Annotated in this window: 28 protein-coding genes, 1 tRNA gene and 1 riboswitch; of the genes, 18 read left to right on the top strand and 11 right to left on the bottom strand. The window is 74.9% G+C overall.

Annotation, left to right across the window (positions count from 1 at the left end; translation table 11 throughout):
• The first annotated feature begins 36 nt into the window (after positions 1 to 36).
• The 4 genes from ACIQ87_RS36505 (at position 37) to ACIQ87_RS36520 (ending at position 4,094) form a co-directional block, all read left to right on the top strand.
• Positions 37 to 1,371: a PrsW family intramembrane metalloprotease gene (locus ACIQ87_RS36505; protein WP_402415674.1), complete on the top strand. Its 1,335-nt coding sequence runs from the start codon at positions 37 to 39 to the stop codon at positions 1,369 to 1,371.
• A 50-nt stretch (positions 1,372 to 1,421) separates the two neighbouring features.
• Positions 1,422 to 1,495, top strand: a tRNA-Met gene (locus ACIQ87_RS36510).
• A gap of 195 nt (positions 1,496 to 1,690) precedes the next feature.
• Entirely contained in the window at positions 1,691 to 2,482 is a 792-nt protein-coding gene (locus tag ACIQ87_RS36515) for a hypothetical protein (RefSeq protein ID WP_402415677.1), read from the top strand.
• Positions 2,483 to 2,945: 463 nt separating this feature from the next.
• Complete coding sequence (locus ACIQ87_RS36520) at positions 2,946 to 4,094, top strand: hypothetical protein (RefSeq protein ID WP_402415680.1); 1,149 nt, start codon at positions 2,946 to 2,948, stop codon at positions 4,092 to 4,094.
• Here ACIQ87_RS36520 and ACIQ87_RS36525 read toward each other — a convergent pair.
• The 4 genes from ACIQ87_RS36525 to ACIQ87_RS36540 form a co-directional block, all read right to left on the bottom strand.
• Positions 4,091 to 4,543 (bottom strand): GNAT family N-acetyltransferase, encoded by a 453-nt coding sequence (locus tag ACIQ87_RS36525; protein ID WP_402415683.1) that lies wholly within the window; start codon positions 4,541 to 4,543, stop codon positions 4,091 to 4,093. The genes ACIQ87_RS36520 and ACIQ87_RS36525 overlap by 4 nt on opposite strands.
• Positions 4,544 to 4,579: 36 nt before the next feature.
• Positions 4,580 to 5,326: a hypothetical protein gene (locus ACIQ87_RS36530; RefSeq protein ID WP_402415686.1), complete on the bottom strand. Its 747-nt coding sequence runs from the start codon at positions 5,324 to 5,326 to the stop codon at positions 4,580 to 4,582.
• A 94-nt stretch (positions 5,327 to 5,420) separates the two neighbouring features.
• Positions 5,421 to 6,161, bottom strand: a complete 741-nt coding sequence (locus ACIQ87_RS36535) for a sensor domain-containing protein (RefSeq protein WP_402415689.1) — start codon at positions 6,159 to 6,161, stop codon at positions 5,421 to 5,423.
• A 113-nt stretch (positions 6,162 to 6,274) separates the two neighbouring features.
• Positions 6,275 to 6,862 carry a GNAT family N-acetyltransferase gene (locus ACIQ87_RS36540; protein ID WP_402415692.1) on the bottom strand — a complete coding sequence of 196 codons (588 nt, stop codon included), beginning with the start codon at positions 6,860 to 6,862 and terminating at the stop codon, positions 6,275 to 6,277.
• 42 nt (positions 6,863 to 6,904) lie between these two features.
• Here ACIQ87_RS36540 and ACIQ87_RS36545 point away from each other — a divergent pair, with 42 nt between their 5' ends.
• Positions 6,905 to 7,780: a hypothetical protein gene (locus ACIQ87_RS36545; RefSeq protein ID WP_402415695.1), complete on the top strand. Its 876-nt coding sequence runs from the start codon at positions 6,905 to 6,907 to the stop codon at positions 7,778 to 7,780.
• A 60-nt stretch (positions 7,781 to 7,840) separates the two neighbouring features.
• Here ACIQ87_RS36545 and ACIQ87_RS36550 read toward each other — a convergent pair whose 3' ends face one another.
• A complete protein-coding gene (locus tag ACIQ87_RS36550) occupies positions 7,841 to 8,689 on the bottom strand; it encodes a M23 family metallopeptidase (protein ID WP_402415698.1) in 849 nt (282 codons plus the stop codon).
• Positions 8,690 to 8,701: 12 nt separating this feature from the next.
• Positions 8,702 to 8,860: riboswitch (cyclic di-AMP (ydaO/yuaA leader) on the bottom strand.
• A 195-nt stretch (positions 8,861 to 9,055) separates the two neighbouring features.
• Between ACIQ87_RS36550 and ACIQ87_RS36555 the strand changes: the two genes are divergently transcribed.
• The 9 genes from ACIQ87_RS36555 to ACIQ87_RS36595 all read left to right on the top strand — a co-directional run bounded on the left by ACIQ87_RS36555 (position 9,056) and on the right by ACIQ87_RS36595 (position 16,813).
• Complete coding sequence (locus ACIQ87_RS36555) at positions 9,056 to 9,346, top strand: YiaA/YiaB family inner membrane protein (RefSeq protein ID WP_402415701.1); 291 nt, start codon at positions 9,056 to 9,058, stop codon at positions 9,344 to 9,346.
• Positions 9,347 to 9,435: 89 nt separating this feature from the next.
• Positions 9,436 to 10,317, top strand: a complete 882-nt coding sequence (locus ACIQ87_RS36560; protein WP_402415704.1) for an alpha/beta fold hydrolase — start codon at positions 9,436 to 9,438, stop codon at positions 10,315 to 10,317.
• Between the two features lie 159 nt (positions 10,318 to 10,476).
• Positions 10,477 to 11,043 (top strand): TetR/AcrR family transcriptional regulator, encoded by a 567-nt coding sequence (locus ACIQ87_RS36565; protein WP_402415707.1) that lies wholly within the window; start codon positions 10,477 to 10,479, stop codon positions 11,041 to 11,043.
• A gap of 310 nt (positions 11,044 to 11,353) precedes the next feature.
• On the top strand, positions 11,354 to 12,616 hold the full coding sequence (locus ACIQ87_RS36570; protein WP_402415775.1) for a sensor histidine kinase: 1,263 nt from the start codon (positions 11,354 to 11,356) through the stop codon (positions 12,614 to 12,616).
• Entirely contained in the window at positions 12,600 to 13,013 is a 414-nt protein-coding gene (locus ACIQ87_RS36575) for a roadblock/LC7 domain-containing protein (RefSeq protein WP_392881869.1), read from the top strand. Before ACIQ87_RS36570 ends, ACIQ87_RS36575 begins: the two co-directional genes overlap by 17 nt.
• Positions 13,010 to 13,357, top strand: coding sequence for a DUF742 domain-containing protein (locus ACIQ87_RS36580; RefSeq protein WP_392881867.1), 348 nt, complete (start codon positions 13,010 to 13,012; stop codon positions 13,355 to 13,357). Before ACIQ87_RS36575 ends, ACIQ87_RS36580 begins: the two co-directional genes overlap by 4 nt.
• Positions 13,335 to 13,970, top strand: coding sequence for a GTP-binding protein (locus ACIQ87_RS36585; RefSeq protein WP_402415711.1), 636 nt, complete (start codon positions 13,335 to 13,337; stop codon positions 13,968 to 13,970). Before ACIQ87_RS36580 ends, ACIQ87_RS36585 begins: the two co-directional genes overlap by 23 nt.
• Positions 13,971 to 15,291: 1,321 nt before the next feature.
• Positions 15,292 to 16,509 (top strand): cytochrome P450, encoded by a 1,218-nt coding sequence (locus ACIQ87_RS36590; protein WP_402415714.1) that lies wholly within the window; start codon positions 15,292 to 15,294, stop codon positions 16,507 to 16,509.
• A gap of 43 nt (positions 16,510 to 16,552) precedes the next feature.
• Entirely contained in the window at positions 16,553 to 16,813 is a 261-nt protein-coding gene (locus tag ACIQ87_RS36595; RefSeq protein ID WP_402415716.1) for a hypothetical protein, read from the top strand.
• 133 nt (positions 16,814 to 16,946) lie between these two features.
• Here ACIQ87_RS36595 and ACIQ87_RS36600 read toward each other — a convergent pair whose 3' ends face one another.
• The gene (locus tag ACIQ87_RS36600; RefSeq protein WP_402415719.1) at positions 16,947 to 17,771 is read right to left on the bottom strand and encodes an isocitrate lyase/phosphoenolpyruvate mutase family protein; all 825 of its coding nucleotides are present in this window, start codon (positions 17,769 to 17,771) and stop codon (positions 16,947 to 16,949) included.
• Positions 17,768 to 18,268, bottom strand: a complete 501-nt coding sequence (locus ACIQ87_RS36605; protein ID WP_402415721.1) for a carboxymuconolactone decarboxylase family protein — start codon at positions 18,266 to 18,268, stop codon at positions 17,768 to 17,770. Before ACIQ87_RS36605 ends, ACIQ87_RS36600 begins: the two co-directional genes overlap by 4 nt.
• Before the next feature lie 141 nt (positions 18,269 to 18,409).
• On the opposite strand from ACIQ87_RS36605, the gene ACIQ87_RS36610 reads away from it, so the two are divergent.
• From ACIQ87_RS36610 to ACIQ87_RS36620, 3 genes are all read left to right on the top strand, one after another.
• Positions 18,410 to 19,192, top strand: a complete 783-nt coding sequence (locus tag ACIQ87_RS36610; protein ID WP_402415724.1) for an NRDE family protein — start codon at positions 18,410 to 18,412, stop codon at positions 19,190 to 19,192.
• A gap of 122 nt (positions 19,193 to 19,314) precedes the next feature.
• Entirely contained in the window at positions 19,315 to 19,515 is a 201-nt protein-coding gene (locus ACIQ87_RS36615) for a hypothetical protein (protein ID WP_402415727.1), read from the top strand.
• 114 nt (positions 19,516 to 19,629) lie between these two features.
• A complete protein-coding gene (locus ACIQ87_RS36620; protein WP_402415729.1) occupies positions 19,630 to 20,547 on the top strand; it encodes an undecaprenyl-diphosphate phosphatase in 918 nt (305 codons plus the stop codon).
• Here the strand turns inward: ACIQ87_RS36620 and ACIQ87_RS36625 are convergent.
• A complete protein-coding gene (locus ACIQ87_RS36625; protein WP_402415732.1) occupies positions 20,532 to 21,242 on the bottom strand; it encodes an alpha/beta fold hydrolase in 711 nt (236 codons plus the stop codon). The two genes, ACIQ87_RS36620 and ACIQ87_RS36625, sit on opposite strands and share 16 nt — an antisense overlap.
• A 188-nt stretch (positions 21,243 to 21,430) precedes the next feature.
• Between ACIQ87_RS36625 and ACIQ87_RS36630 the strand changes: the two genes are divergently transcribed.
• Positions 21,431 to 22,873, top strand: coding sequence for a PLP-dependent aminotransferase family protein (locus ACIQ87_RS36630; RefSeq protein ID WP_402415734.1), 1,443 nt, complete (start codon positions 21,431 to 21,433; stop codon positions 22,871 to 22,873).
• A gap of 128 nt (positions 22,874 to 23,001) precedes the next feature.
• On the opposite strand, the gene ACIQ87_RS36635 is transcribed toward ACIQ87_RS36630, so the two are convergent.
• From ACIQ87_RS36635 to ACIQ87_RS36645, 3 genes are all read right to left on the bottom strand, one after another.
• Complete coding sequence (locus ACIQ87_RS36635) at positions 23,002 to 23,178, bottom strand: DUF6126 family protein (RefSeq protein ID WP_402415737.1); 177 nt, start codon at positions 23,176 to 23,178, stop codon at positions 23,002 to 23,004.
• A 32-nt stretch (positions 23,179 to 23,210) separates the two neighbouring features.
• Positions 23,211 to 23,846, bottom strand: coding sequence for a helix-turn-helix domain-containing protein (locus ACIQ87_RS36640; RefSeq protein ID WP_402415739.1), 636 nt, complete (start codon positions 23,844 to 23,846; stop codon positions 23,211 to 23,213).
• Between the two features lie 85 nt (positions 23,847 to 23,931).
• Entirely contained in the window at positions 23,932 to 25,644 is a 1,713-nt protein-coding gene (locus tag ACIQ87_RS36645) for a pyruvate dehydrogenase (protein WP_402415778.1), read from the bottom strand.
• Between the last annotated feature and the right edge of the window lie 89 nt (positions 25,645 to 25,733).

The raw sequence follows: 25,733 nt of genomic DNA on the forward strand, positions 1-25,733 counted from the left end.
CCCGACGGGCCGCCGCCGTGGCCTACCCTGTGCCGCATGGGCAGCCCGTCCGGCGGCGGGTTCCGGACGAACGGCCGGACGACGGTCAGCGCCGCCGCCGACGCACCGGAGACGGTCCCGAGCACCGGCGGCACCCGGACCATCCCGGGGCCCCGGAGGCTCCGGGCCCGCCGCCTGCTGTCCCGGCCTGGTACCGCCGCCGTGCGGGTCCCGGCCGTCGGCCCGGGGGAACGGCGCGAACGGCCGGCCGATCCCGGGGCCCCGCCGGGCCGCGGCCGCTCGGTGGCGCTCTCCTCCGTCACCGCGGCCACCGTGCTGACCCTGATCGGCTGCGGGGTGCTGATCCTCCACCTGGTCCAGCGGCAGACCGGCACGGTCGGCCTGCTGGTCGGCCTGGGCCTGGCGATGGTGCCGCTGCCGTTCGTCCTCGGCGGCCTGGCCTGGCTCAACCTCACCGCCCGGGTGCCGCTGCGGCACACCGTGTTCTGCCTCGGCTGGGGCGCCTGTGCGGCCACCACCGTCGCGATCCTGGCCAACAACTGGACGGCGGACTACCTGACCCGGCACCGGGGCCCGTTCGGGGAGCTGCTCGGCGCCGGGATCGCCACCCCGGTGATCGAGGAGACCGCCAAGGCCACCGCCCTGCTGGTGCTCCTGCTCCCGCTCGGCCAGCGGCTGCGCTGCCGCGGCCGCCACACCGGGCGCCCCTGCGCGCCGCTGCTGCACCGGTCGCCCGCGCCCCGGAGCCCGCGCCCGTACCCGCGCCACCCGGTCGGGCCGCACGCCCGCGGCCGGCTGCGGCTGCGCCCGTACCTGCGGCCGCTGCCCTACCTGCGCCCGGCCCCGCCCGCCGGCTCGCCGCACCACCGCTCCCGGCCGCGCACCCTGGCCGCCGGGGTGGTGCTCGGCGGGATGGCCGCCTGCGGCTTCGCCTTCACCGAGAACGCCCTCTACCTGGGCCGGGCCTTCACCAGCGACCAGCGCCAGCGGCTGGACAGCATCGGCCTCGGCGACCCGCCCAGCCTGCGCGACTTCGACAGCACCGTGCAGACCTTCGTGCTGCGCGCCCTGCTCTCCCCCTTCGCCCACCCGCTGTTCACCGCGCTCACCGGCATCGGCCTGGCCGTCGCCCTCACCACCGCGCGGCGCTGGCTGGCCCGGTTGGCGGCGCCGGCCGGGCTGCTGCTGGCGATGGCGCTGCACGGCGTCTGGAACGCCGCCGCCGACCTCGGCACGGACGGCTTCCTGGTGGTCTACGGGGCCCTGATGGTGCCCTGCTTCGCCGCGCTGGTCTGCTTCGCGGCCTGGGCGAGATGCCGTACGGCCCGGCATCCGGTGCCCGGCCGGGTGCCGGGCGCCGGGGTGTCCTGAGGAACCGATTTCCCATCTCGGCGACTTCCCCGTATGGTTGTGTTCACCGACGCGGGGTGGAGCAGCTCGGTAGCTCGCTGGGCTCATAACCCAGAGGTCGCAGGTTCAAATCCTGTCCCCGCTACTCAGTAGCCGAAAGGCCCGGAGGATTCTTCCTCCGGGCCTTTCGCGTTTCCGGGTACGCGCAGAACACGGTCCTGCCACGAAGCTGTAACAGCGGCCGGTCCCGTGATCCACTGTCGGGGGCCTGAACCATACTGATGAAAAATTCATCACATTTGGGGCGGGCTTTTCGGGCCGCCCCGGACAGGAACACCTCATGCTGTCGAAGCGACTGGTCAGCACCGCCGCGATCTGCCTCGTCCTGGCCGCCGGCACCGCCGCGTGCGGCAGTGAGAAGAGCGACGGGAAGGGCGGCGACGCCAAGGCGGGCGCCTCGAAGAAGCTCGACACCGACAAGCTCAGCGCCCAGGACATCATGAAGCAGGCCAAGGACGCCCTGGCCTCCGCGACCTCCCTCAAGATGGCCGGCACCATCGACGCCGGCGAGGGCAAGATGGAGATGAACCTGTCGCTGGACAACAAGAGCCAGTGCACCGGCACCATGGCGATGCCGGGCATGGGCAAGTTCGAGATCATCAGCGACGGCAAGACCTCCTACGTCAAGCCGGACACCGCCTTCTGGACCAACATGGGCGGCCCGAACGGCGCCAAGGCCGCCGAGCTGTTCAAGGGCCGCTACCTGACCGGCTTCGAGAACGACCCGACGATGGGCTCCCTCACCAGCATCTGCAACCTGGCCGAGTTCAGCAAGAAGATCACCGAGGACAAGAGCGCCGCCAACGAGAAGGCCGAGAAGGGCTCCGCCGGCGAGGTCAACGGCGTGAAGACCTTCAGCCTGAAGTCCACCGACGCCAAGGGCGGGGTCTCGACCATGCAGATCGCCACCGAGGGCAAGCCCTACCCGGTGCGGGTCGAGCACTCCGGCGGCGAGGACGGCAACGGCAAGATGGACTTCTCCGACTTCGACAAGCCGCTGACCATCCAGGTCCCGTCGCCCGACAACACGATCGACTTCACCAAGTTCAAGGACCAGCTCAAGACCGCCTGAGCGACGGACGCGGGCACCGCGAAACAAATCCGTTGCCCTCCGACCGGTGTGCTGCCTACGCTGGCAGCACACTGAAGGGAGGTGATCCTGAGTTGAGTTACATCAGGATGCGTGAGGTGGCTGCTCGCTAGAGCCGCCCCTGCCTGCGCAGGGTGAGGCCCTCGGCCTCCGGCAGGCGAAATCCAAGCAGTCACCCGGCCCGCGGGCTCACCGGTACATCCCCGGTGCCTCGGCGCCTGGCCAGTGCACGGGCCGGCGCGGAGGAGCAGCCCGCGGGCCGTCTGCGTTCCCGGGGAGCTTCCGGCATCGGTTCCGGAGGCTCCCCGCGGCGTGTCCGGGGTCGGCCCGGGGCGTGGCCGGGGCGTTGCCAGGGCCACCCGGGGCGTGGCCGCGACTGCGGCGCCGCGGCGCTAGAGTCGGCCCGGATTCCGGGGCGGAGCGGCGCGGACACAGGGGGTAGGCGATGGCGAAGGCGCGACGGCTGGGCGGCGGGGCGAGCGTGCTGCGGACGGCGCGGTGGGGCGCCGCCGGGGCACTGGCCGGGACGGGGCTGGTCGGACTGCTGCTGTTCGCGCTCGGCCGGGAGCATCTCTGGCAGGCGCTCGGCGGCGGGCTGGTGGTGGTCGGCGCCTCGGTGGTGCTGGGCGGCGGGCTGGGCTTCCTGTTCGGGGTGCCCCGGGTGCGCGGCGGCGCCGGCTCCGACGAACCGCCGGGCTCGTACGCGCCGAACACCAATCTGGAGCAGGTCTCGGACTGGCTGACCAAGGTGCTGCTGGGCGTCGGGCTGACCCAGCTCGGCTCGCTCGGCGAGCGGCTGCACGACCTCGGTACGGCGCTGGCGCCCGTGCTCGGCGGGGGCGAGGCGGCGGTGCCGTTCGCGGCGGCGCTGGTGCTGTACTTCCTGGTCTTCGGCTTCCTGGCCGGCTGGCTGGTGACCCGGCTGGCGCTGCCGCAGGCGCTGACCGAGACCGACCAGGCGCTGGACCTCTTCCTCGCCGGGCAGGACCGCGACCGGCACGGCGACAAGGTGGGCGCGGACGACCTGCGGGTCCGCGCGATGCAGCAGCTCGGGCTGCTGGGCGGCACCGCGGAGCGCCCGGCCGCGCTGGCCGGGCAGCTGCCGCCCTCCTCCGGCGCGCCGACCGGGCCGGAGGGCGTGGTGGCGGAGGTCCGCTCGACCGCGCGGCGCTCGGCGCTGACCGCCGAGCAGGTGCGGGCCCTCTTCGCGGACGGCTCCGAGGGCCGGCGGATCCAGGCGCTCGCGCTGATGCAGGGCGATCCGGCGCTGGCGGACCTGTCGAGCGTGCTGGACGCGATCGAGCGCCCGCACTCCGACTTCGAGCAGTACCACGCGCTGCTGGCCGCCCGGGGGCTGCTGTCCCGGCTGCCCGCCGCCGGGGCGCAGCGGCTGCGGGACGCGGTGGCGCGGCAGCTGGTCGACCCGCGGGGCATTCCGTACGGGTCGGACCGCAGCTGGCTGGCGGAGAAGATCCTCTCCCGGCTCCCGGCGGCGGCCGTCCTGCCGGAGCAGCAGCCGGCGGCGCCGGCCGCGCAGGGCGTACCGACGGTGCCGGCCCAGCCTGGCGGGCCGTCCGCCGAGGCGACCTCCTAGGAGCCGACGGCGAAGCGCAGCTCGGGCCGGTCCCAGGTGATCCGCCCCCGGGCCGGGAAGGTGCCGACGCGCTCGGCGCCGACGCGCAGATAGAACTGCTCGGCGGGCGGGTTGGAGACGACCCGTACCTCGGCGATGCCGGTGCTGCGGGCCAGCTCCAGCATGTGCGCGATCAACTCGCGGCCGGTGCCGCGCCCCTGGGCCTCGTCGGCGACGAACATCAGGTCGAGTTCGGCCGGTTCGCGGATCAGGGCGTAGAAGCCGAGCAGTCGGCCGGTGGCCGAGTCGGCGGCGAGGAACACCTCGTGGCGGGCGATGTACTCGGGCGTCACCCGGTAGCCGTCGATCATCGGGGCGTACTCGCCGTGGTAGGCGGAGGACGCCTGGACCAGGTCGGTGAGCAGGTCGGCGTCGGTCTCGTCGGCGCGCCGGATCATGGTCTCGTTCATGCCGGCGAGTATAGGAGCGCACCCCGACACTGACCATTACATGCTCACTCGGAGCGCGGCCCGGCGGCGCCGGTCGGCGGCCCGCAGCACCAGGACCCGGCAGGTGCGGCCGTCCACCGGGCCGGGCAGTCGGCGGACCTCGCTGGCTATCCGGCGCTCGCCGAGCGCGTACCGCAGCCGGTCGAGGTGGCCGCAGCGGCGGCCGTACCCGTCGTTCAGCGGCTGGACCCGGACCTCGCCGTCCGCGGCGGTGACACGGACCAGCTCCACCAGTGCGGCCACCTGGCGTGCCGGGCCGAAGAGTTCGGGATAGGCGAAGAGCAGGTGTCCGCTCAGGGTGAGCGCGAACGAGCCGTCCGCGAAGGGCAGCCGGGGCAGCTCGGCGGCCACGTACCGCTGCGGGTGGGCGGCCGAGTCGGCGGCGAACAGCCGGCGGGCGCGGTCCCAGCTGCGCAGGTAGCGCTCGGACCGGTACGGGCGGGGCGAGGGGTAGAGGTGCGGGCGGGCGGCCATCGCGGCGGCCATCGCCGCCCGGGCGGCCAGGGCGCGGTCCGCGACCACCGGCAGCGGCAATGCGTACGCCGGGTCGACGGCGATCACCCGGCAGCCCAGCTCGCGCGCCTCGGCGGCCAGTCCGGCCGCACCGCCGGGGCAGTCCAGCAGCGGCCCCGGCAGGGCGGCGAGCCGAGCCCGGGTGAGGCCGAACAGGGCGCAGTACTCGTCCAGTGGGCGGGAGGTGACCAGGACGTCCGGGGGCGCGGGGGGAATGCCGGCGGCGGCCACCCGGCCATCCGAACACGCGGCGGCCCCGGCCGCATCCGGAAGCGTCCCGGGTGCGGGCGGGGCCTGGGTGGGGAGCCGGGCGGGGCCTGGGCGGTCAGCGGCCGAGCAGGCCCTGGGCGGCGGCCCGGTTGACGTTGGTCAGGCCGCGGACCAGCTGGGTGGTGAGGAAGACCAGCACCAGCCCGAGGACCGCGAGTCCGGCGATCTGCCACGGCGCCTGGACGTCGTACACGTGCCGGATGCCCTCGTCGTCGGTGAAGTCGAACACCCGGTACCCGTTCCAGGGGGTGTAGGTCGGGAAGACCCAGTGGTACAGCGGGTAGAGCGTCAGGACCCAGCCGAGCACCAGGAACACCAGCGTCACCGCGAAGCTGAACACCGCCCAGGGGAACATCACCACCTGGTACAGCACCGCCTTCCAGCCGGCCCCGTCCGCCAGCCGAGCGGTGACGGCGCCCCAGCCGCCCGGGCGGACCTGGCGCACCGGCTCCGGGCCGGGGACGTCCAGGGCCAGCATGCCGCGCACCCGGGCCCGCTCCAGCCGGCCGAAGCCGCGGGCGAGGCCGGTCAGGGCGCCCAGCACGGGCAGGCCGATGACGGTGACGAAGGTGCCGAGGCCGAGGCAGAACAGGATGATCGACGCGGCGAACCCGGCGATCGCCACCGGCAGGCCGCTGAGCGCGAAGCCGACCTCGCGGTAGTAGTAGGCCGAGAACGGCGCCCGCCACAGGGCCGGCCGCCGCTGCGTCCGGCGGGCCCGGACAGGGCGCGGGTCGTCACCGTAACCGCCCGGGACATCCCGACCCCGGTCCTCCATGCTGCGGCTGCTGCTCATGCTCCCGGCCCCCGGCCCCTCGTACTGTCGGTCGTTCGTCCCGCTGACGAGGTCCAGTCTGGCGGACGGGCCGGCCGGCGGGGATCCGGAGGCCTGGCGGATCCGGGGTGGGGTTAACCCCCCTCCGCCCGGACGGCCGGGCCCGGCCACTCGTCGGCGAGCAGCGAGTAGAGGTACGAGTCGGACCAGACGCCGTCCTCGAACACGTCGTGCCGCAGCCGCCCCTCCAGCCGGAAGCCCAGCCCGGTGAGCACCTTGACGGAGGCCGTGTTGGCCACGGCGACCCGGGCGGCCAGCCGGTGCAGGTCCAGCGGGCCGAAGGCGAGGTCGCAGAGCAGGCCGACGGTCTCGCCCGCGTAGCCGCGGCCCCAGCACCCGCGGGCCAGCACGCACCCGAGCCAGGCGGCACGGTGCCCTTCGAGGGTGAGCGAGGCCTGCCCGATCGGCGTCGCGTCGTCCGGCTCCTCGGCGTCGGCGAGCCTGGTGACGGCGAGCCGGTAGGTGTCCCGCTCCTCGGCCATCGCCTCCTCCAGGTAGAGCTCGACCTGGTCGGCGCAGTCCTCCCGGTCGCTCGGCCCGAAGGGCAGGTACCGGGTGACCTCCGGGTCGCCGAGCAGCGCGTGCAGCGCGTCCACGTCGCCCTCGGTGTGGTGGTACTCGCGGACGGCCAGTCGCGGGCCGGTGAGTCGTACGGGGACCATGGCTGCCGACCCTATCCCCGCCCGGCGGCTACCGTTCGGACTATGAACGACGAAGACCTGCGGCTCGCCCCGCGCACCAAGGCCGCCGACCTGCTCGCCTGGGCGGCCGAGCAGGGCCGCGCGCCGGTGGCCGAGGGGCCGCTGCGCGCGGTGCTGGCGCTGCTGGAGCTGGGCGAGGGCAGGATGCACGACGGCTGGCCCGAACTGACCTCCGACGCGGTGGAGCACCTGCTCCACGAGCGGCTCCACCTGTACGTCCAACCCGCGCCCGAGGAGGACCCGCTCGCCTACGGCGACGCCGTCCGGCTGCTGGTCGACCACCAGCGGGCGGCCCGCCGGCTGAACGCCAAGCGCCAGGAGCGGCTGCACGAGGAGGCCGAGTGGCAGGGAGAGGTCGCGACCGGGCTGCTGCGCCGCGCCGACCTGGTGACCTGGCCCCGGCTGTACGCGCTGCTGCTGCACGCGCACGGGGCGGACGTCACGGACCCGGAGGCGGTGCGGGAGTGGCTGGCCGGCTTCGGGGAGTTCGCCGAGGAGGAGCGGCTGGCGGCGTTCGAGGCGCTGGCGTCGGCCGGCTGGCTGGACGAGCCGGACGAGCGGGGCTGGGGCCCGGCCCGGGTGCTGTCGGTGGGCATGGCCACGGACGGCGCGCGTCGGCTGCTGGAGCAGGGCCTGATGCGGCGCAGCTACCGCAACCTGGCGCGGCTGACCGCGCTGGGCCGGCCGATGCCGGACGAGCTGGCCGGGGACTTCGGGAGGTTCGAGGAGGCGGCGGTGGACGCGGCGCTCGACCTGTTCGGCGCCTGGACGGTGCCGGGGCTGCCGCGGCTGCTGGTGACGGAGTTCCCGGAGCTGGCGCCGGAGCCGGGCCCGGAGGAGATCGACGCGTACCTGGCGCAGCTGCCCGTCGAGGAGTGAGACGCGGCGCGGGAGGCCCCCGGCCCGGGGGCCTCCCGCGGGTGCGTCGGTGCGCGTGCGTCAGGGGTTGAGGCCGCGCTGCTGGAGCCAGGGCTCCGGGTCGACCGGGGCGCCGCCGCCGGGGCGGACCTCCATGTGCAGGTGGGGGCCGGTGACGTTGCCGGTCGCGCCGACCTTGCCGATCTGCTGGCCGGAGGCGACCTTGCCGGAGCCCTTGGTGATCGAGGAGAGGTGGCAGTACCAGATCTCGGTGCCGTCGGGCAGGGTCTCGACGATCCGGTAGCCGTACGAGCCGGCCCAGCCGGCCGAGGTGATGGTGCCCTGGCCGAGCGCGTAGACGGGGGTGCCGGTGTCGGCGGCGAAGTCCAGGCCGGTGTGCAGGTTGGCCCAGTAGCGGGCGCTCTGGCCGTAGTGGGCGGAGAGCCGGTAGTCGTTCACCGGGAGGGTGAGGGCGGCGGCCTTGGCCCGCTCGGCCTCCTCGGCGGCGCGCTTGGCCTCGGCCTCCTTGGCGGCGGCCTTGGCCTCCGCCTCCTGGGCGGCCTGCACCCGGGCGGTCTCCTCGGCGGCGGTGCGCTGGCTGTCGGCCTGGTGCTGGATGCGGGCGGCGAGCGCGAGGCCGGGGTCGGCGGCGAGGGCGACCGGGGTCTCGTCCGGGACCTCGACGGCGGGGGCGGCGGCCGGGGTCGCCGAGGCGAAGCCGGTGGCGCCCAGCGTGGCGGCGACGGCGGTGACGCCGAGCAGCGGGGAGGCCCCGCGGGTCTGACGCGGCATCCGGTGGCGGTTGGTGTCGGCCTCCGCGGCGAATGCCTCCGGGCCGAAGGCCTCGGGGCCGTCCGTGCCGGGGTGGTCGAGGAGCTGGGTACCGGCTGCGGGGCCGGCCGGGTGTGCCGGGGTGTGCGTCGACGCCACGGAGGCGCGCTCCTTTCCTTCCTTCGCGCCTACCGGGTTAGCTGACGGGTTCGGAGCAGGAAGGTCTCCTACGGCCGGGCCGGAGCCCCGCCGATTCACCCCAAGGAACGTGGTTCCCCGGCTCCCTGACCTGCCCGGAGGCGGGTCTGCGGGATTAGGCGACGGCGCACGGTGCCGTCTGGGTACGGCGTTGACGACCGCGCTGCGTTATCAAACGTTAATCCTAGGAGGCTCTGATTCCAAGCCATCCGTTTCGGGCCGCCCGATGGCAGGTGAACGGACGTCAACGAACGGCCCCTCACGCACGGCCCCATCTGAGTACCCCTACTCATGTGCGGCCCGGCCGGACGGCCGCATCCTGACGCCATGAGCGCACCGATGCAGACCCGCACCACGGCCGCGTACCACATCCAGGCCGTCCTCTCCTTCGCCCTGTCGGGCATCGCCCTCGCCGCCGGGATCGCCTACCTGCCGGTCGGCGGGTGGACCAGGGCCTTCCTGGGGATCGGGCTCCTCTACACCGTCACCTCCGCGTTCACGCTGGCGAAAGTGGTCCGGGACCGGCAGGAGTCCAACGAGATGGTCACCCGGGTGGACCAGGCCCGGCTGGAGAAGCTGCTCAGCGAGCACGACCCGTTCAAGGTGGAAGGGGCCTGACCACACCCGCCCGACCGCACCCGCCCGACCGCACCCCCTTCCCCCGGCCCGCAGACCGCTTGACGGCTAAGGCTATTAGCCTTAGCTTTATGGCTATCGGCAGTACCGCCGATGCCCCGCACCGGCGGCCCGAGGAGGACCCCGTGAACGGCACCATCACCCCGAGCACCCAGTACCTGACCGTCCCCGGCGGCCGGATCGCCTTCGACGACACCCGGCAGGGCAACGGCACCCCCGTCGTCCTGCTCCCGGGCATGCTCGACAGCCGGGCCGCGTACCGGCACCTGCGCCCGCTGCTGGTCGCCGCCGGCCACCGGGTCGTCACCATGGACCTGCGGGGCTTCGGCGAATCCTCGATCGGCTGGGACGACTACGGCCCGGCCGCCATCGCCGGCGACGTCCTCGCCCTGCTGGACCACCTCGGCATCGAGCGCGCCGTCCTCGCCGGCAACTCCTACACCGGGGCGACGGTCGTGAAGGCCGCCGGGGACGCGCCCGAGCGGGTCGCCGGGATCGTCCTGATCGACGCCTTCGTCGAGAGCCCGCCGCCGAACGCCCTGATGCGCGGCGTCATGGCCCTCATGGGCACCGCCCTCGTCCACTGGCCGGCCTCCTGGGGCTTCTACCTGCGCCGGATGGCCTTCCCCGGCGCCAAGCCCGCCGACTTCGACGCGTACGTGGGCGGGCTGGTCGCCGCGCTGCGCACCCCGGGACGGAAGACCGCCACCCGCGGCTACGTCCACGGCGACTCGGCGCCGGTCGGCTGGACGGCCGCGGTGCGGTGCCCGGCACTGGTGGTCATGGGCGGCAAGGACCCCGACTTCCCGAAGCCGGAGCTCGTCGCCGACCGGCAGGCCGCCGCGCTCGGCGCGCGGAAGGCGATGATCGAGGGGTCCGGGCACTACCCGATGGCCGACAACCCGGCGGCCACCGCGGACGCCCTGCTGCCGTTCCTCGCCGAGCTCGGCTGAGCGGCGCCCCCGGCCCCACCCGGCCCCGTCCGGCCCCGTCCGGCCCCGCCCGGCCCCGCCCGACCCCGCCCGACCCCGCCCGACCCACCGACGTCACCGGCACCCGCCCGACAGCGCCCGACGTCACCCGACTTCGACCCGTACGGAGAGCCCGAGCCCATGCCCCGCGTAGGACTGACCCCCGACCAGGTCGTCGACCACGCCCTCGCCCTCATCGACGAGCAGGGCGCCGAGGCCCTCACCCTGGCCTCCGTCGCCGCCCGGGCCGGGGTCGCCACCCCCTCGCTGTACAAGCACGTCAGCGGCGGCCTCGCCGAACTGCGGCGGCTGATCGCCGTCCGGGTCACCGGGGAGCTGGCCGACCGGCTGGCCGAGGCGGCCGTCGGACGCAGCGGGGACGACGCCGTCGCCGCCGTGCTGCGCGCCTACCACGCGTACGCCACCGAGCACCCGCACCGCTACAACGCCCTCCCCCAGGCCCCGCAGCCCGACGACGACCTGGCCCGCGCGGCCGCCCGGCTCGTCGGCGTGATCGTCGCCGTCCTGCGGGAGTACGGCCTCGACGGCTCCGAGGCGATCCACGCCGCCCGCACCGTCCGCTCCCTCGCCCACGGCTTCGCCTCGCTCACCACCGCCGGCGCCTTCCAGCTCGCCGAGGACCTCACCACCACCCACGACCGCCTCATCGCCACCCTCACCACCGGGCTGCGCGCCTGGCCCGCGTAGCGGAACGGCGCCGGAGCGGAACGGCACCGGAGCGGACCGGCGCCGGTGTTCCCGCACCCGGCCGCTCCCCTTCCGAACACCGTGCGCACAGACCCCACACACCGTGGAACGCGATCCGGCCACCCGGCTCGATTCCGACGCCGTCCGCCGGTGCCGGTCAGGCAGGTCGGGCCGCTCGTCAGGCGGTGGGGTCGGGGTCGAACGAGTGCCGATTGCCGCCGAATTGACTCGATATTGACGAGATCCGGTCACTTGGCGAGATCCGTTCACACCTTCGTAGGATCATCACCCTAGAATTCGCCGCGTGACGATGACTCAGTGGTCCGTAACGGCAACCGGCGTGCTCGCCGTCCTCGCCCTCGTGGCCGCCGCGCGGTACCGCGCCGTGTCCGTCACCCAACGCGGCCGCGCCGACCGGCTGCACGGCGAACTCACCGCCGTCCAGGAACAGCTGGCCACCGAACTCTCCCGCCGCGGCGCCGACCTCGCCGCCGTCCAGCAGGAGCATGAGCACACCGCCTCCACCCAGCGGGCCTTCCTCAGCGTCGCCCGCCGGATCCTGGTGATGGCCCACGACCAGCAGGCACTGCTGGACGAGATGGAGCGCACCCACGACGACCCGGCACTGCTGGAGGGCCTGCTCAAGGCCGACCACGCGGCCGCCCAACAGGCCCGGCTGGCCCAGACCCTGGCCGTGCTGTGCGGCGCGCGGGCCGGCCGGCACTGGCCGGAACCGGTCTCCCTGGAGGACGTCGTCCGCGGCGCCCAGTCGCGCATCCTGCCGTTCCAGCGCGTGGTGGTGCGCAGCCGGATCGAGACCGCGGTGGTCGGCGCCGCCGCCGAGGCGCTGATCCACGCGATCGCCGAGCTGCTGGACAACGCCACCCGCTACTCCCCGCCCAGCACCCAGGTGTTCGTCACCCTGATGCCGGTGCACAACGGCGCCGTCATCGAGATCGACGACGGCGGCGTCGGCATGCCGGAACAGGCCGTCGCCAAGGCCGCCGCCGCACTGGCCGGCGGCAGCACCCTGGAGGTCTCCCGGCTCGGCGAGGTGCCCCAACTGGGCCTCGCCGCGGTCGGCCGGCTCGCCGAGCAGTACGGCTTCCGAGTCACGCTCAGCTCGGCACCCTCGCCGTACGGCGGCGTGCGCGTCGTCCTGCTGCTCCCGAACGCGCTGCTCACCGAGCCGCTGCCGCCCACCGTCCCCGGCCTCGGGCCGGACGACCGCGCGTTCAACCCCGGCCCCCCGCCGGCCTCTCCCGCCGGCCACCCCCTGGTGGAGACCCCACCGCCCGGCCGGCACGCCGCCGACGGCACCCCTCCCCCGCTGCCCCGCCGGAGCCACCGACGCGACCGCAACAGCCGCCCGGCCCAGCACGCCGCTCCCCCTCCGCCGCCCGCGCCGCCCTACCGCTCGGCCCGGGACGCGCAGGCGTTCATGGCGATGTTCCAGGCCGGAACCGCCAGCGGCCGGTCCGCCGCCCGGGCCCAGGCCCAGTTCGACCCCTCCCTGCCCGTTTCCCCCCGACTTCCCCAGCGCTCCGGAGAGTTCCATGACCACCACCCCTGATCTCGGCTGGCTGCTCGCCGACATCATCGCCGTCCCGCAGGTCCAGCACGCCGTCGTCGTCTCCAACGACGGCCTGGAGATCGGCCGCAGCGAGGGCATCGGGCGCGACGACGCCGAACGGCTCGCCGCCGCCTGCTCCGGACTGCAGTCGCTGGCCCGCGGCGTCGCGACGGGCTTCGGCGGACCGGGCAGCGCCACCCGGCAGATCATCATCGAGTACGGCGGCGGCTACCTCTTCGTCGTCGCCGCCGGTGCCGGCGCGCACCTGGCCGTGGTGACCAGCGAGGCGGTCGACGCCGGCCTGGTCGCCTACCAGATGCAGGTCCTGGTCGAACGGATCGGCACCCACCTCACCAGCCCGCCGCGCGTCGACCACGCGGCGGGGGGCCACCGGTGAGCGGGCCGGTCCGGCCGTACGTCATCACCGGCGGCCGCAGCCGCCCCACCCGGGCCGAGCTGGCCGTGGAGAGCCTGGTCAGCGCGTCACCCGAACCACCGGACCTGCCCGAGCACGAGCTGCTGAACCGCGAACACCGGCGCATCCTCGACCTCTGCCACAGCCTGCTGTCCATCGCCGAGGTGGCGGCCCACCTGGGGCTGCCGCTCGGCGTCGTCAAGGTGCTGGTCGGGGACCTGTGGGACCTCGGTGCCGTGCAGGTGCTCCCTCCCGTCCCGCAGGCCGAACGCCTGCCCGCAACCCTCCTGGAAGAGGTGCTCGTTGGCCTCCGCCAACTCCGCTGAAGCCGTCCCCGGGGCCGCCGGGTCCGCCGACGGGCCGCGGTACCTGCCCTCCTCGGTGCAGGGCGCGGTCAAGATCCTGGTCACCGGTCCGTTCGGGGTCGGCAAGACCACCCTGGTCGGTTCGCTGAGCGAGATCACCCCGCTGCGCACCGAGGAGACCATGACCGCCGCCAGCGCCGGCGTGGACGACCTCACCGGGCGCCCCGGCAAGACCACCACCACGGTGGCGCTGGACTTCGGCCGGATCACGCTCAACTCCCGGCTCGCGCTGTACCTGTTCGGCACGCCCGGGCAGCAGCGGTTCTGGCCGCTCTGGGACGACCTGTCGCGCGGCGCGCTCGGCGCCATCGCCATGGTCGACCTGCGCCGCCCGGACGAGAGCTTCGACGTGCTCGGCCGGCTGGAGGAGCAGCGCATCCCGTTCGCGGTCGCGGTCAACACCTTCCCGAACACACCGAGTTACCCGGAGGAGGAGCTGCGCTCCGCGCTGGACCTGCTGCCGGAGGTGCCGATCCTGCACTGCGACGCGCGCGACCGCCGGCAGTCCTACGACCTGCTGATCGACTTCGTCGACCACCTGCACCGCAGCTCGATCCTGGAGCTCCAGCGATGACCGCTCCCGAACACCCCGTGACCCCCGGCACCGCCGGAGGATGCCCCGTCGCCCACGGCGGCGGCCTGCCGGGCGGCCTGCCCGTGGGCGTGCCGCTGACCCCGCTGTACGGCCCGGCCCTCGCCGAGGACCCGCACGGCCTGTACGCCCGGCTGCGCGAGCGCTACGGGCCGGTCGCGCCGATCGAGCTGGAGCCCGGGGTCGAGGCCTGGCTCGTCCTCGGTTACCCCGAGCTGCTCGAACTCACCCGCAACGAGGCCCTGTTCTCCAAGGACTCGCGGCGCTGGCGGGTGCCCGCCGAGGGCCGGCTGGCCGCCGACTCCCGGCTCCAGCCGATGACCTCCTGGCGCCCCACCGTGCTCAACCTGGACGGCGCCGAGCACCAGCGGCTGCGCACCGCCGTCGCCGACACCCTCGCCCAGATCGACCACCGGCAGCTGCGCGGCACCACCGAGGCCGCCGCCAACGGGCTGATCGACAGCTGGGGCCCGGACGGCACCGCCGACCTGGTCACCCAGTACGCGAACCGGCTGCCGCTGCTGGTCTTCACCCAGCTGCTCGGCCTGCCCACCGACGCCGGTCCGCACCTGATCCGGCTGATCAACGACATCTCCGACAGCGGCGCCGAATCGGTGCGCGCCAACGAGGAGTTCCACGCGATCCTGGTCGACCTGGTGCGCCGCCGCCGGGCCGAGCCCAGCGCCGACCTCACCTCCTGGCTGCTGGCCCACCCGGCCGCGCTGACCGACGAGGAGGCGGTGCACCACCTGGTGGTGATGATGGTCGCCGGGAACGAGACCACCATCGGCTGGACCGGCAACACGCTGCGGCTGCTGCTCACCGACCGGCGCTTCCGGGCCACCCTCACCGGCGGGCGGCTGACCGTCTCCGACGCGCTGGAGGAGGTGCTCTGGCGCGACCCGCCGACGCAGAACTTCCCCGGCCGCTGGGCCACCGGCGACACCGTCCTCGGCGGCCAGTACATCAGCGCCGGCGACCTGCTCGTGCTCGGCCTGGCCGCGGCCAACGCCGACCCGGCCGCGCAGGGCGCCTCGGCCGCCGCGCAGGGTTCGCTGGGCGGCAACCGGGCCCACCTCGCCTGGGGCGCGGGCAAGCACGTCTGCCCGGCCCAGCAGCCGGCCCGGATCATCGTCGAGACCGCCGTCGAGACCCTGCTGCACCGCCTCCCCGACCTCCAACTGGCCGTACCGGCCGGCGACCTGACCTGGCGCCCGTCCCCGTGGGCGCGGGCCCTGAACGCCCTTCCGGTGCTCTACAGCGCCTTCACCCCACCCCGTCCGCCAGCCCCCGAGAGGCCCGCATGGACACCACCGACGACGGAACCCGCGCCGAGCCCGTCAGACTCGACCCCTTCGGCCGCGACCACCACGGCGAGAACGCCCGGCTCCGCGCGGCCGGCCCCGCGGTCCTGGTGGAGCTCCCTGGCGGGGTGGTGGTCTGGGCGATAACCCACCACGACACCCTCCAGTCGCTGCTGGCCGACCCCCGGGTCGGCAAGGACGCCCGGCTCTGGAACACCTTCCGGGAGGGACGGCTGCCGGAGGGCTGGCCGCTCCTCAACTTCGTCACCGTCCCCGGCATGGTCACCGCCGACGGCGAGGACCACCGACGGCTGCGCGGACTGGTCTCCCAGGCCTTCACCCCGCGCCGGATAGCCGACCTGGCCCCCGCCGTCGAGGCCCGGACGGTCGCGCTGCTGGACGAGGTCGCGAAGCTGGAGGGCGAGTTCGACCTGCGGCGGCACTTCGCCTACCCGCTGCCGATGCAGGTGATCGGCGAGCTGCTCGGCCTCGCGCTGGAGCAGCAGGACGACCTGCACGAGCTGTCCGACACCATGGTCTCCAGCTCGGCCACCCCGGCGGCGGCCGTCGCCGCGCAGCGGGGCCTGAACGCGCTGCTGGCCAAGGTCGTGGCGGCCAAGCGGGCCGAGCCCGGCGACGACCTGACCTCCGACCTGATCGCCGTCCGGGAGGAGGGCGACCGGCTCAGCGAGGCCGAGCTGGTCGGCACCCTGCTGCTGATGCTGGTCGCCGGGCACGAGACCACGCTCAACCTGATCACCAACGCCGTCCGTGCCCTGCTCGCGCACCCGGACCAGCTGCGGCTCGTCCTGGACGGGGAGCAGCCGTGGTCGGCGGTGGTCGAGGAGACGCTGCGCTACGACTCCCCGGTCGGGCAGTTCCCGCTGCGCTACGCGATCGAGGACATCGAGGTCGGCGACGTGGTGATCCGGCGCGGCGAGGCGCTGCTGGCCTCCTACGCGGCGGCCGGGCGGGACTCCGGGCACCACCCGGACGCGGACCGCTTCGACCTCACCCGGCAGCCCGCCAGGCACCTGTCGCTCGGCCACGGCCCGCACTTCTGCCTCGGCTCCGGGCTCGCCCGGCTGGAGGCCGAGACGGCGCTGCGGCACCTGTTCGCCCGCTTCCCGGGGCTGGCCCCGGCGGAGGGCAGGACCGACGAGCCGATCGCCTCGTTCGTCAGCAACAGCGTGCGCACCCTGTGGGTGACGGTCTGAGCCGACCGGTTACCTGAGGGCGGTCCGGGTCGTTCGGCAGGGCATGAAGAAACTCGCCACCCTGGCCGCCCTCACCATGGCGGGCCTCGCCCTCGCCGTCCCGGCGGCCTCCGCCACGACCCAGACCGCCGCCGCGCCGGACGTCACCGGCGGGCTCACCGACGGGCTCACCCTCTCCCCGGCCGACCTCGCCCTGAAGACCGCCGGCAGGCTCCCGGTGGTCGGAAAGGCCGCCAACGAGATCGAGGCGATCGGGGACAACCAGATGGAACACCCGGGGCTCAGCGGGCACGTCCTGAACTGACCGGCCGCCCGGGTGCCCGACCCGTGGGCGGCCGACCGACCCCCGAACGGTCGGCCGCCCACGGCCGTCGGGCCACGGCACCGAGCCCCCGCGGCCGCACGGCAGGCGGCGGTCGGCGCCGGCGGGTCGGCGCTCAGCCCGCGGACAGCCGGTTGAGCTCCGGGTAGCTCAGTCCCTCGGCGAGCACGGTGAACGTGCCGCTCCGGTACACCTCCTCGGCGGCCCGGCGGACCGCCGCGTACGCCACCTCGGCGAGGCCGGGGCCCAGACTGATCCTGGCCACCCCGAGCTTCGCCAGCTCGGCGACCGCCGGGGCGCCGGGGCCGGCCAGCACGTTCAGCGGCGCCGGGACGGCCTCGACCAGGGCGGCGATAGTCTCCGGGTCGGACACCCCGGGGGCGAACACCCCGTCCGCGCCCGCCGCGACGTACGCCCGCAACCGGCGGACCGCCTCGTCCAGCCGGCCCTCCGGGGCGCCGATCCCGTGCAGGAACACGTCGGTGCGCGCGTTGACGAAGAGCGGCACACCGGCCGCGTCCGCCGCGGCCCGGGCGGCCGCGATCCGTTCGGCGGCCTCCTCCAACGGGCGGCCCTCGTCCTCCAGGTTCACCCCGACCGCGCCGGTGGCGAGCAGCCCGGCGACCGTCTCGCCGACCCCGGCGGCGGTGTCCGCGTAGCCGCCCTCCAGGTCCGCGGTGACCGGCAGGTCGACCGCCCGGACGACCTGGGCCGTCCGGGCCAGCACCTGCTCGCGGTCCGCGCCGCCGCCGTCCGCGCTGCCCAGCGACCAGGACACGCTCGCGCTGGCCGTCGCCACCGCGCGCGCCCCGGCACCGGCCACCAGCCGGGCGCTCGGCACGTCCCAGGCGTTCGCCAGCACCAGCGGCTCGCCCGGGCGGTGCAGTTCGCGCAGCAGCCCGGCCTTCTCCCGCCGGACGCTCCGATCGGCGGCGCTCACTTCGCGGCCGGGCTCATGCGGGTGGCGATGCTGAGCCGGTTCCAGACGTTGATCGTGGCGATCAGCGCGATCAGCTGGGCCAGCTCGGTCTCGTCGAACTGCGCGGCGGCCTGCGCGTAGACGTCGTCCGGCACGTGGGTCTGGGCCACCAGGGTGATCGACTCGGTGAGGGCCAGGGCGGCGCGCTCGCGGGCGGTGAACCACGGGGTCTCGCGCCAGGCCGGGAGGGAGAGCAGACGGTGGTCCAGCTCGCCGGCCTTCTCCGCCTCGGTGGAGTGCATGTCGATGCAGAAGGCGCAGCCGTTGATCATCGAGGCGTGCACCTTGACCAGGTGGGCGAGCAGCGGGTCGAGGCCCTGCCGGGAGGCCCGCTCCACGGCGATCATCGCCTGGTAGTAGTCGGGGGCCAGCTTGAACATCTCCAGCCGCTGCTCGGGGGCGGGCACCGGGCTCTGGTTCGTACGCGTCGTCTCGTCCGTCGTCTCGTTCGTCGTCATGGCCGCCAGCCTAGGAGCGCGGCGGCCCACCGTCCTGGTGCGATCGGCCGTCCGTTCCTTGGGCCACTTCCGGCGTACGAACGGCCGTGCGAGGATCGCTGGCAGGAGATCGCCGACAGGACGAGGTCAGGGGGCGCGGTCGTGTGCACGGCGTTCGTCAGCATCGAGCCGGAAGCGGCCGTCCCGGTGCTGCTGCTGTCCGTCCGGGACGAGTACCTGGGCCGGGCCTGGCTGCCGCCGGACCACCACTGGCCGGACCGGCCCGAACTGCTCGGCGGCCTGGACCTCGCGGCCGGCGGCACCTGGCTGGCCGTCGACCCCGACCGGCGCACCGCCGCCTGCCTGCTGAACGGCTTCGGCCCGCTCGCCCCCGCCGACGCCCGGCGCACCCGCGGCCGGCTGCCGCTCACCGCCGTCCGGGAGAACGGGATCGGACACCTCGACCTCACCCCGTACGACCCGTTCCACCTCGTCCTGGTCCGGGCCGACGGCGCCCGGGTGTTCAGCTGGGACGGCGGACGGATGGACGAGCGCGAACTGCCGACCGGCCTGAGCGTGGTGCTCAACGACGGGCTGGAGGGCGTGGCCGCCGGCCGGACCACCTCCGCGCGGATCCGCGCCCTGATGGCCGCGCGGGCCGCCCACTTCCGCGCCCGCCTCACCGCCGAGCCCCGGCCGGAGCCGACCGCCGAGGGGCCGGCCGCGACGGCCTGGGGCGGCTGGCTGCCGGTGGTCGCCGGGGACGGGCTGGCGCCGGACGCGGACGCCGCGCTGATCCAGCGGCGGGACTTCGGCGACGGGCGGATCTGGGGCTCCTCGTCGATCTCGCTGCTCGCGCTCGGACCGGACCTGCTGCGCTACGACTTCGCGGCCGCGCCGGTGGCCGCGGACGGGCCGGGCTGGCGGCGGGTGACGGCAGGCTGACGGCGACGGGCTGACGGCGGCTGATGGCGGACCGCCGGCGGGCGTCCGCGGAGAAAAGGACTTGAACCTGACGTCGCGGTAGGCGGCATCGTGGCGCGGGTCGAGCCCGAAGGAGCCCCGCCGTGACCCGTCCGGACCGCCCGCACCGCCCCCGCCGCCTGCTCGCCGTACTCACCGTCGCCCTGCCGCTGGCGGGCACCCCGGCCGCGGTCACCGCCGTCGTGCTGCTCGGCGACGCGGCGCACCGGGCCGTCCCGTCCGCCACCGTCCTGGCCACCGTGGCGGCGGTGTTGCTCGGGCACCTCGGCCATGGTGTCCCGTAGCCGTACGGTCGGTGAACTTCCGACGGCGGGGTTGGCGAACGTCTACATGCGCGTAGTAGCTTCGCGAGGGCCCCGGATCCGGCCGGCCACCGACCCCCCGAGCGAAGGTGCGCGATGTCGACCCTGACCTACCCGGAAGCGATAGGCGTCGGCCTGCTCCAGGGCGTGACGGAACTCTTCCCGGTCTCCAGCCTCGGCCACAGCATCCTGCTGCCCGCCCTGGTCGGCGGGAGGATCCAGCACGACCTCGACATGACCGCCGAGGGCTCCTCGTACCTCGCCGCCCTGGTCGCCCTGCACCTGGCCACCGCGCTGGCGCTGGTGGTCTACTTCCGCAAGGACTGGGTGCGGGTCTTCGAGGGGCTGGTCGGCTCGATCCGGCACCGCCGGGTGGAGACCCGCAACGAGAAGCTCGCCTGGCTGCTCGTCCTCTCCACCATCCCGGTCGGCGTGGCCGGCCTCGTGCTGGAGAAGGCGCTGCGCAACGCGCTCGGCAAGCCCGTCCCGGCCGCGGTCTTCCTCGCCCTCAACGGGCTCGTGCTGCTCGGCGCCGAGCGGCTCAAGCGCGGCGGCACCGGCCGCCGCCGGGCCGGGCACGCGGCGCCCGCCGACGAGCCGGGCGTGGACCCGGCGATCGCCTCCGACCACCGGCTGACCGGGCTGGGCTACGGGCAGGGCGCCTGGATCGGCGCCGCGCAGATCCTCGCGCTGTTCCCTGGCATCAGCCGTTCCGGCGTCACCATGAGCGCCGGCATCCTGCGCGGACTGCACCACGAGGACGCCGCCCGGTTCTCCTTCCTGCTCGCCACCCCGGTCATCCTGGCCGCCTCGGTGCTGAAGGTGCCCGAGCTGTTCAGGCCGGAGAACTCCGGCGTGCTCGGCCCGGTCCTCGCGGGCAGCGTCGCCGCCTTCGCGGCCGGCTACGTCTCGGTGCGGTTCCTCACCAGGTACTTCGAGACCCGCAGCCTGACGCCGTTCGCGCTCTACTGCTTCGTGGCGGGCGTCGGCAGCGCGGTCTACCTGTCGCTCTGAGCCCGGCTCCCGGCCCCGGCCAGGACCCGCGCGAGTTCGGCCGGCCGGGAGAACATCGGCCAGTGCCCGGTGTCCAGCTCCACCAGCCGCCAGTGGCCCGCCTCGATCAGCTCGGCGGCCACCGGCGGCGGCTCCGGCCAGTCCAGCAGGCACTTCACGTACGCCGCCGGGAGCGCGCTCAACGGGCCCGCCAGGACGGCGGGTTCGGTCAGCGACGGGCCCGGGTGCGGGGTCGCCCCGGCGGCCATCCGGTTGATCTGCCCGACCGTCAGCCCCTGCCCGGCGAACTCGGCCGGCGGCAGCGGCGGCCACCAGCCCCCGTGCGCGGCGAGGTCCGCCCGCAGCGCGGCCGGCTCCGGCATCTGGTCCGCGAAGGACTCCCCCGCCACCGGCACGTTGGCGTCCACCAGGACCAGCCCGGCCAGCCGGTCTCCGATCCGTTCGGCGGCCTGGCCCACCGGGATGCCCGAGTAGCTGTGCCCGACCAGCACCACGTCGCGCAGGTCCAGCCGCTCCACCTCGGCGACGACGTCCGCCACGTGCGCCTGCTGCCCGGCGGGCGTGCCGCGCCTCTCGGCGAGCCCGGACAGCGTCAGCGGGTACGCCCCGTGCCCGGCCGCGCGCAGCTCCGCCACGACCTCGTCCCACGCCCAGGCCCCGAGCCAGGCCCCCGCCACCAGCACATAGTTCGCCATGGGCGGCACGGTAGCGCGCGGGTACGACAGCGGCCCCGGACGCACCGGGAAACACCCCGTGGAGGAAGTGTGACGACCGCCCCGGCCCTTCGGGTGACCCCGCCGGCCGGCGGCCGGCCCCGCTGCCCGTCGCCGGCCCCGGACTCCACGGTGCCGAGGCCTGCGGACAGCCGGGCGAGAATGGGGCCGTGAGCACCTCCCGGACCACCTCCTGGACCACCTTCGGCGGCGACCTGCACCTGGACCTCACCGAACGGCGGGCCGCCGGTACCGGACTGCGGGCCGCCCTGGAGGACGCGCTGCGCGAGGCCGTCCAGGACGGACGGCTCGCCCCCGGCACCCGGCTGCCGTCCTCCCGGGCGCTCGGCGAGGACCTCGGCATCGCCCGCAACACCGTCGTCGAGGCGTACGGCCAACTCACCGCGGAGGGCTGGCTCAGCTCCCGGCAGGGGTCCGGCACCACCGTCGCCCGGCAGGCGGTGCCCGAACCGGCCCCGGGCCGACGGCCCGCCGCCCGGTCGGCACAGCAACGGCCCACCGCCCGCTACGACCTGATGTCCGGGCGGCCCGACCTCTCGCTCTTCCCCCGCACCGCCTGGCTCGCCGCCGCCCGCCGCGCCCTCGCCACCGCACCGCACGAGGCCCTCGACTACGGCAGCCCGCTCGGCCGGATCGAACTGCGGCAGGCACTCACCCACTACCTGGCCCGTGTGCGCGGCGTGCGCACCGACCCCGACCACCTGCTCGTCTGCACCGGCGTCACCCAGGGCCTCGCCCTGCTCTGCGCGGCCCTGCGGGAGCGCGGCGCCCGCACGCTGGCCGTCGAGGAGTACGGGCTGCCGCCGCAGCACGTGGTCGTCCGGGCCGCCGGGCTCGCCACCGCCCCGGTGCCGCTGGACCGGGACGGCGCCCTGGTCGACCGGCTCGACGCCCGGGCCGGCGCCGTCCTGCTCACCCCCGCCCACCAGTACCCCACCGGCGCGGCGCTGTCCGCCGACCGGCGGGCGGAGGCGGTGCGGTGGGCGCGGGAGCAGGACCGGTACGTCGTCGAGGACGACTACGACGGCGAGTTCCGCTACGACCGGCAGCCGCTCGGCGCGATGCAGGCACTGGACCCGGAGCGGGTGGTGTACGCCGGGACGACCGCCAAGAGCCTCGCGCCCGGCCTGCGCATCGCCTGGCTGGCCCTGCCGGACGCGCTGGTCGAACCGGTCGCCCGGCTGAAGGCGCTGGCCGACACGATGTCCCCGGTGCTGGACCAGCTGACGCTGGCGGAGCTGATCACCTCCGGCACGTACGACCGCCACGTGCGGCGCTGCCGGCTGCACTACCGGCGCCGGCGCGACCATCTGGTCGCCGCGCTCGCCGAACACGCCCCGCACGTCCGGATCACCGGGATCGCGGCCGGCCTGCACGCCGTCCTCCAGCTGCCGCCCGGCTCCACTCCCGAACCCGAACTCCTCGCCCGCGCCCGGCAGGCCGGCCTCTCCCTCAACGGCCTCACCTGGCACCGCGCCACCCCGTCCCCCACCGAAGCCCCGCCCGCCCTGGTCATCGGCTACGGCACCCCGCCGGAGCACGCCTTCCCGGCGGCGATCCGGACCCTCTGCGAGCTGCTGCGCGGGGCGTAGGGGAACGCCGGCGGGGTCGGACCCTCGGCGGACCCGCGCGGGGCGCGGCAGTCCGGGGACGGCGGTCCGGGAACGGCGGTCCGCCCGCCTCCCTCGGGGGTGGGGGCGGGCGGACGTCGGGGGCGGAACTACTTGTTGCGGCTGCCGAGTTCGAACAGGAGGATGATGAAGCCGGCGAAGAGGTGGCCACCGGCGGTGTAGATCAGCAGGCGGAGGTAGATCCGCTTGTTGGCCCACTTGCCGGCGTCCATGGTCTTCGGGCCGGCGGCGGTGTCGGGGGCGACGCTGGTGGTGGGATCGGCCATGGTGATCTCCTCCGGGATGTTCTGACGGCGGGTCAGTGCAGGGCGGCGGGGCCGCCGCCGAGGCAGAGTTCGCCGCCGGGGCTCTGCAGCAGGGTGTGGACGAAGAGCAGTTCGACGCCGCTGTCCGACTCCGCGGCGATGCAGTGCGGGGTCAGCGAGTCGTAGTGGGCCGAGTCGCCCACCGCGAGGTGGTGGACGCGGTCCCCGAGGGTGACCCTGAGCGCGCCCTTGAGGACGTACAGCCACTCCTCGCCCGGGTGGACCCGGACCACCGCGTCCTGCACGCCCGGCGGGACGTGCACCCGCAGGGCCTGCATGGCGCGACCGGGGGCGCCGGCCCGGCGGTAGCCCCAGCCTCCGGCCCGGCCGGGCTCGATGGCGCCGCCGCGGACGATCGGGTCGGGCTCCGCCAGCGTCTCGCCGAGCAGACCGGAGACCGAGGTCCCGTACGCGCGGGCGAGGCCGAGGAGGACGGGCAGCGAGGGCTGCCGACGGCCGGTCTCCAGCCGGGACAGATAGGCTGGGGAGAGTCCGACCCTCCCGGCGGCCACCTCCAGGGTGAGGCGGCTGCTGAGCCGGTGCTCACGAAGGCGGGCGGCGAGGCCGGCGACCTCCTGGTCGTCGAGCTGTTCGCCCGTGGCGGCGGCACCGGTGGAGCTGCTGGTCATGTGTCCAGTGGACACCTGCCGTGCCGCACGGGCAAGAAATTTGCCCCAGAGGCAAACCTCCCCGGATCCCCCGGCGGACCCGCGCTCACGGCCGCGGGATGTTCCGCAGGTTGCTCCGCGCCAGGTCGATCATGCGCCCGACGCCGCCCGAGAGCACCGTCCTGCTCGCCGCCAGCGCGAAGCCCTTCAACTGGGCGGCGGTGATGTGCGGCGGGATGGACAGCGCGTTGGGGTCGGTGACCACGTCCACCAGGGCGGGGCCGGGCCGTTCCAGCGCCTCCACCAGCACCTCCCGGACCCGGGCCGGCTCGGTGACCCGCTTGGCCTGGATGCCCATCGCCCGGGCGATCCCGGCGTAGTCCACGTCCCCGTTGTCGATCTCGGACTCCGGGTAGCCGGAGACCAGCATCTCCAGCTTGATCATGCCGAGCGCCCCGTTGTTGAAGACCACCGTCTTCACCGGCAGCCGGTGCTTGGCCACCGTGAGCAGCTCGCCGAGCAGCATGCCGATCCCGCCGTCGCCCGCCATCGCGACCACCTGCCGCCCGGGGCAGGCGAGCTGGGCGCCGATCGCGTGCGGGAGGGCGTTGGCCATCGAGCCGTGCAGGAAGGAGCCGATCACCCGGCGGCGGCCGTTGGGCTGGAGGTAGCGGGCGGCCCAGACGTTGTTCATGCCGGTGTCCACGGTGAACACGGCGTCCTCGGCGGCCACCTCGTCGAGCACCGAGGCGACGTACTCGGGGTGGATCGGCAGGTGCTTCTCGATGTCCCGGGTGTACGCGCCGATCACGCCCTCCAGCGCCCGGACGTGCTTGCGCAGCATCCCGTCCAGGAAGGCGCGGTCGGACTTGGCGTCCAGCAGCGGCAGCACCGCCCGCAGGGTGGCGGCCACGTCGCCGTGGACGGCCAGGTCGAGGGCGGTGCGGCGGCCGAGCCGGGTGGCGTCGTGGTCGACCTGGACGGTGTGCGCCTGCGGCAGGAAGGAGTCGTACGGGAAGTCGGTGCCGAGCAGCACCACCAGGTCGGCGGAGTGCAGCGCCTCGTGGCAGGCCCCGTAGCCGAGCAGGCCGCTCATGCCGACGTCGTACGGGTTGTCGAACTGGATCCACTCCTTGCCGCGCAGGGAGTGGCCGATCGGCGCGTTCAGGGCCTGCGCGGCCGCCGTCACCTCGGTGTGCGCGCCGCGCACCCCGGCGCCGCAGAACAGGACCACCTTGCGGGCCGCGTTGAGCAGCCGGGCCAGTTCCTGCACCTGGGACCAGGGCGGCGCGGCGACGGCCTGCTCGGTGAGGAAGTGGCTGGTGCCGGTGGGCGCGGCGGCGGGGAGCGCGGCGACGTCCCCGGGGAAGGAGAGCACCGAGACCCCGTGCGAGCCGAGCGCGTGCTGGATGGCGACCCGCAGCAGGCGGGGCAGCTGGGCGGGGGTGGAGAGCATCTCGCACCAGGTGCTGCAGTCGGTGAACACCCGCTCGGGGTGGGTCTCCTGGAAGAAGCCGGTGCCGATCTGCCCGGACGGGATGTGCGAGGCGAGCGCCAGCACGGGCAGGCCGCTGCGCTGGGCGTCGTAGAGGCCCTGGATGAGGTGGGTGTTGCCGGGGCCGCAGGAGCCGGCGCAGACCGCGAGCCGGCCGGAGAGCTCGGCCTCGGCGGCGGCTGCGAAGGCGCCGGCCTCCTCGTTGCGCACGTGCACCCAGGCGATGCCGTCGGCCCGGCGGATCGCGTCCACGACGGGGTTGAGGCTGTCGCCGACGACCCCGTAGACCCGCTCCACCCCGGCCTGCCGGAGCACCTCCACCATCTGTTCGGCCACGCTGGGCACGGCTGCGCTCCTTCGGTCGCCACGGGACACCTGCACCCTCCGCCGGGGAGGTCGGGGGCGCAGCCGGG

It is taken from the genome of Kitasatospora sp. NPDC096204, assembly GCF_044763205.1.
In the GTDB taxonomy this organism is placed as follows: domain Bacteria; phylum Actinomycetota; class Actinomycetes; order Streptomycetales; family Streptomycetaceae; genus Kitasatospora.

Bases quoted from the DNA above. Each gene is read 5' to 3' on its own strand.
- ACIQ87_RS36555 (WP_402415701.1), top strand. From the start codon at position 9,056: ATGAGCGCACCGATGCAGACCCGCACCACGGCCGCGTACCACATCCAG.
- ACIQ87_RS36515 (WP_402415677.1), top strand. From the start codon at position 1,691: ATGCTGTCGAAGCGACTGGTCAGCACCGCCGCGATCTGCCTCGTCCTG.
- ACIQ87_RS36590 (WP_402415714.1), top strand. From the start codon at position 15,292: ATGGACACCACCGACGACGGAACCCGCGCCGAGCCCGTCAGACTCGAC.
- ACIQ87_RS36535 (WP_402415689.1), bottom strand. From the start codon at position 6,161: ATGAGCAGCAGCCGCAGCATGGAGGACCGGGGTCGGGATGTCCCGGGC.
- ACIQ87_RS36595 (WP_402415716.1), top strand. From the start codon at position 16,553: ATGAAGAAACTCGCCACCCTGGCCGCCCTCACCATGGCGGGCCTCGCC.
- ACIQ87_RS36575 (WP_392881869.1), top strand. From the start codon at position 12,600: ATGACCACCACCCCTGATCTCGGCTGGCTGCTCGCCGACATCATCGCC.
- ACIQ87_RS36625 (WP_402415732.1), bottom strand. From the start codon at position 21,242: ATGGCGAACTATGTGCTGGTGGCGGGGGCCTGGCTCGGGGCCTGGGCG.
- ACIQ87_RS36525 (WP_402415683.1), bottom strand. From the start codon at position 4,543: ATGAACGAGACCATGATCCGGCGCGCCGACGAGACCGACGCCGACCTG.
- ACIQ87_RS36645 (WP_402415778.1), bottom strand. From the start codon at position 25,644: ATGGTGGAGGTGCTCCGGCAGGCCGGGGTGGAGCGGGTCTACGGGGTC.
- ACIQ87_RS36620 (WP_402415729.1), top strand. From the start codon at position 19,630: ATGTCGACCCTGACCTACCCGGAAGCGATAGGCGTCGGCCTGCTCCAG.
- ACIQ87_RS36570 (WP_402415775.1), top strand. From the start codon at position 11,354: ATGACTCAGTGGTCCGTAACGGCAACCGGCGTGCTCGCCGTCCTCGCC.
- ACIQ87_RS36605 (WP_402415721.1), bottom strand. From the start codon at position 18,268: ATGACGACGAACGAGACGACGGACGAGACGACGCGTACGAACCAGAGC.
- ACIQ87_RS36545 (WP_402415695.1), top strand. From the start codon at position 6,905: ATGAACGACGAAGACCTGCGGCTCGCCCCGCGCACCAAGGCCGCCGAC.
- ACIQ87_RS36635 (WP_402415737.1), bottom strand. From the start codon at position 23,178: ATGGCCGATCCCACCACCAGCGTCGCCCCCGACACCGCCGCCGGCCCG.
- ACIQ87_RS36540 (WP_402415692.1), bottom strand. From the start codon at position 6,862: ATGGTCCCCGTACGACTCACCGGCCCGCGACTGGCCGTCCGCGAGTAC.
- ACIQ87_RS36560 (WP_402415704.1), top strand. From the start codon at position 9,436: ATGGCTATCGGCAGTACCGCCGATGCCCCGCACCGGCGGCCCGAGGAG.
- ACIQ87_RS36520 (WP_402415680.1), top strand. From the start codon at position 2,946: ATGGCGAAGGCGCGACGGCTGGGCGGCGGGGCGAGCGTGCTGCGGACG.
- ACIQ87_RS36565 (WP_402415707.1), top strand. From the start codon at position 10,477: ATGCCCCGCGTAGGACTGACCCCCGACCAGGTCGTCGACCACGCCCTC.
- ACIQ87_RS36505 (WP_402415674.1), top strand. From the start codon at position 37: ATGGGCAGCCCGTCCGGCGGCGGGTTCCGGACGAACGGCCGGACGACG.
- ACIQ87_RS36640 (WP_402415739.1), bottom strand. From the start codon at position 23,846: ATGACCAGCAGCTCCACCGGTGCCGCCGCCACGGGCGAACAGCTCGAC.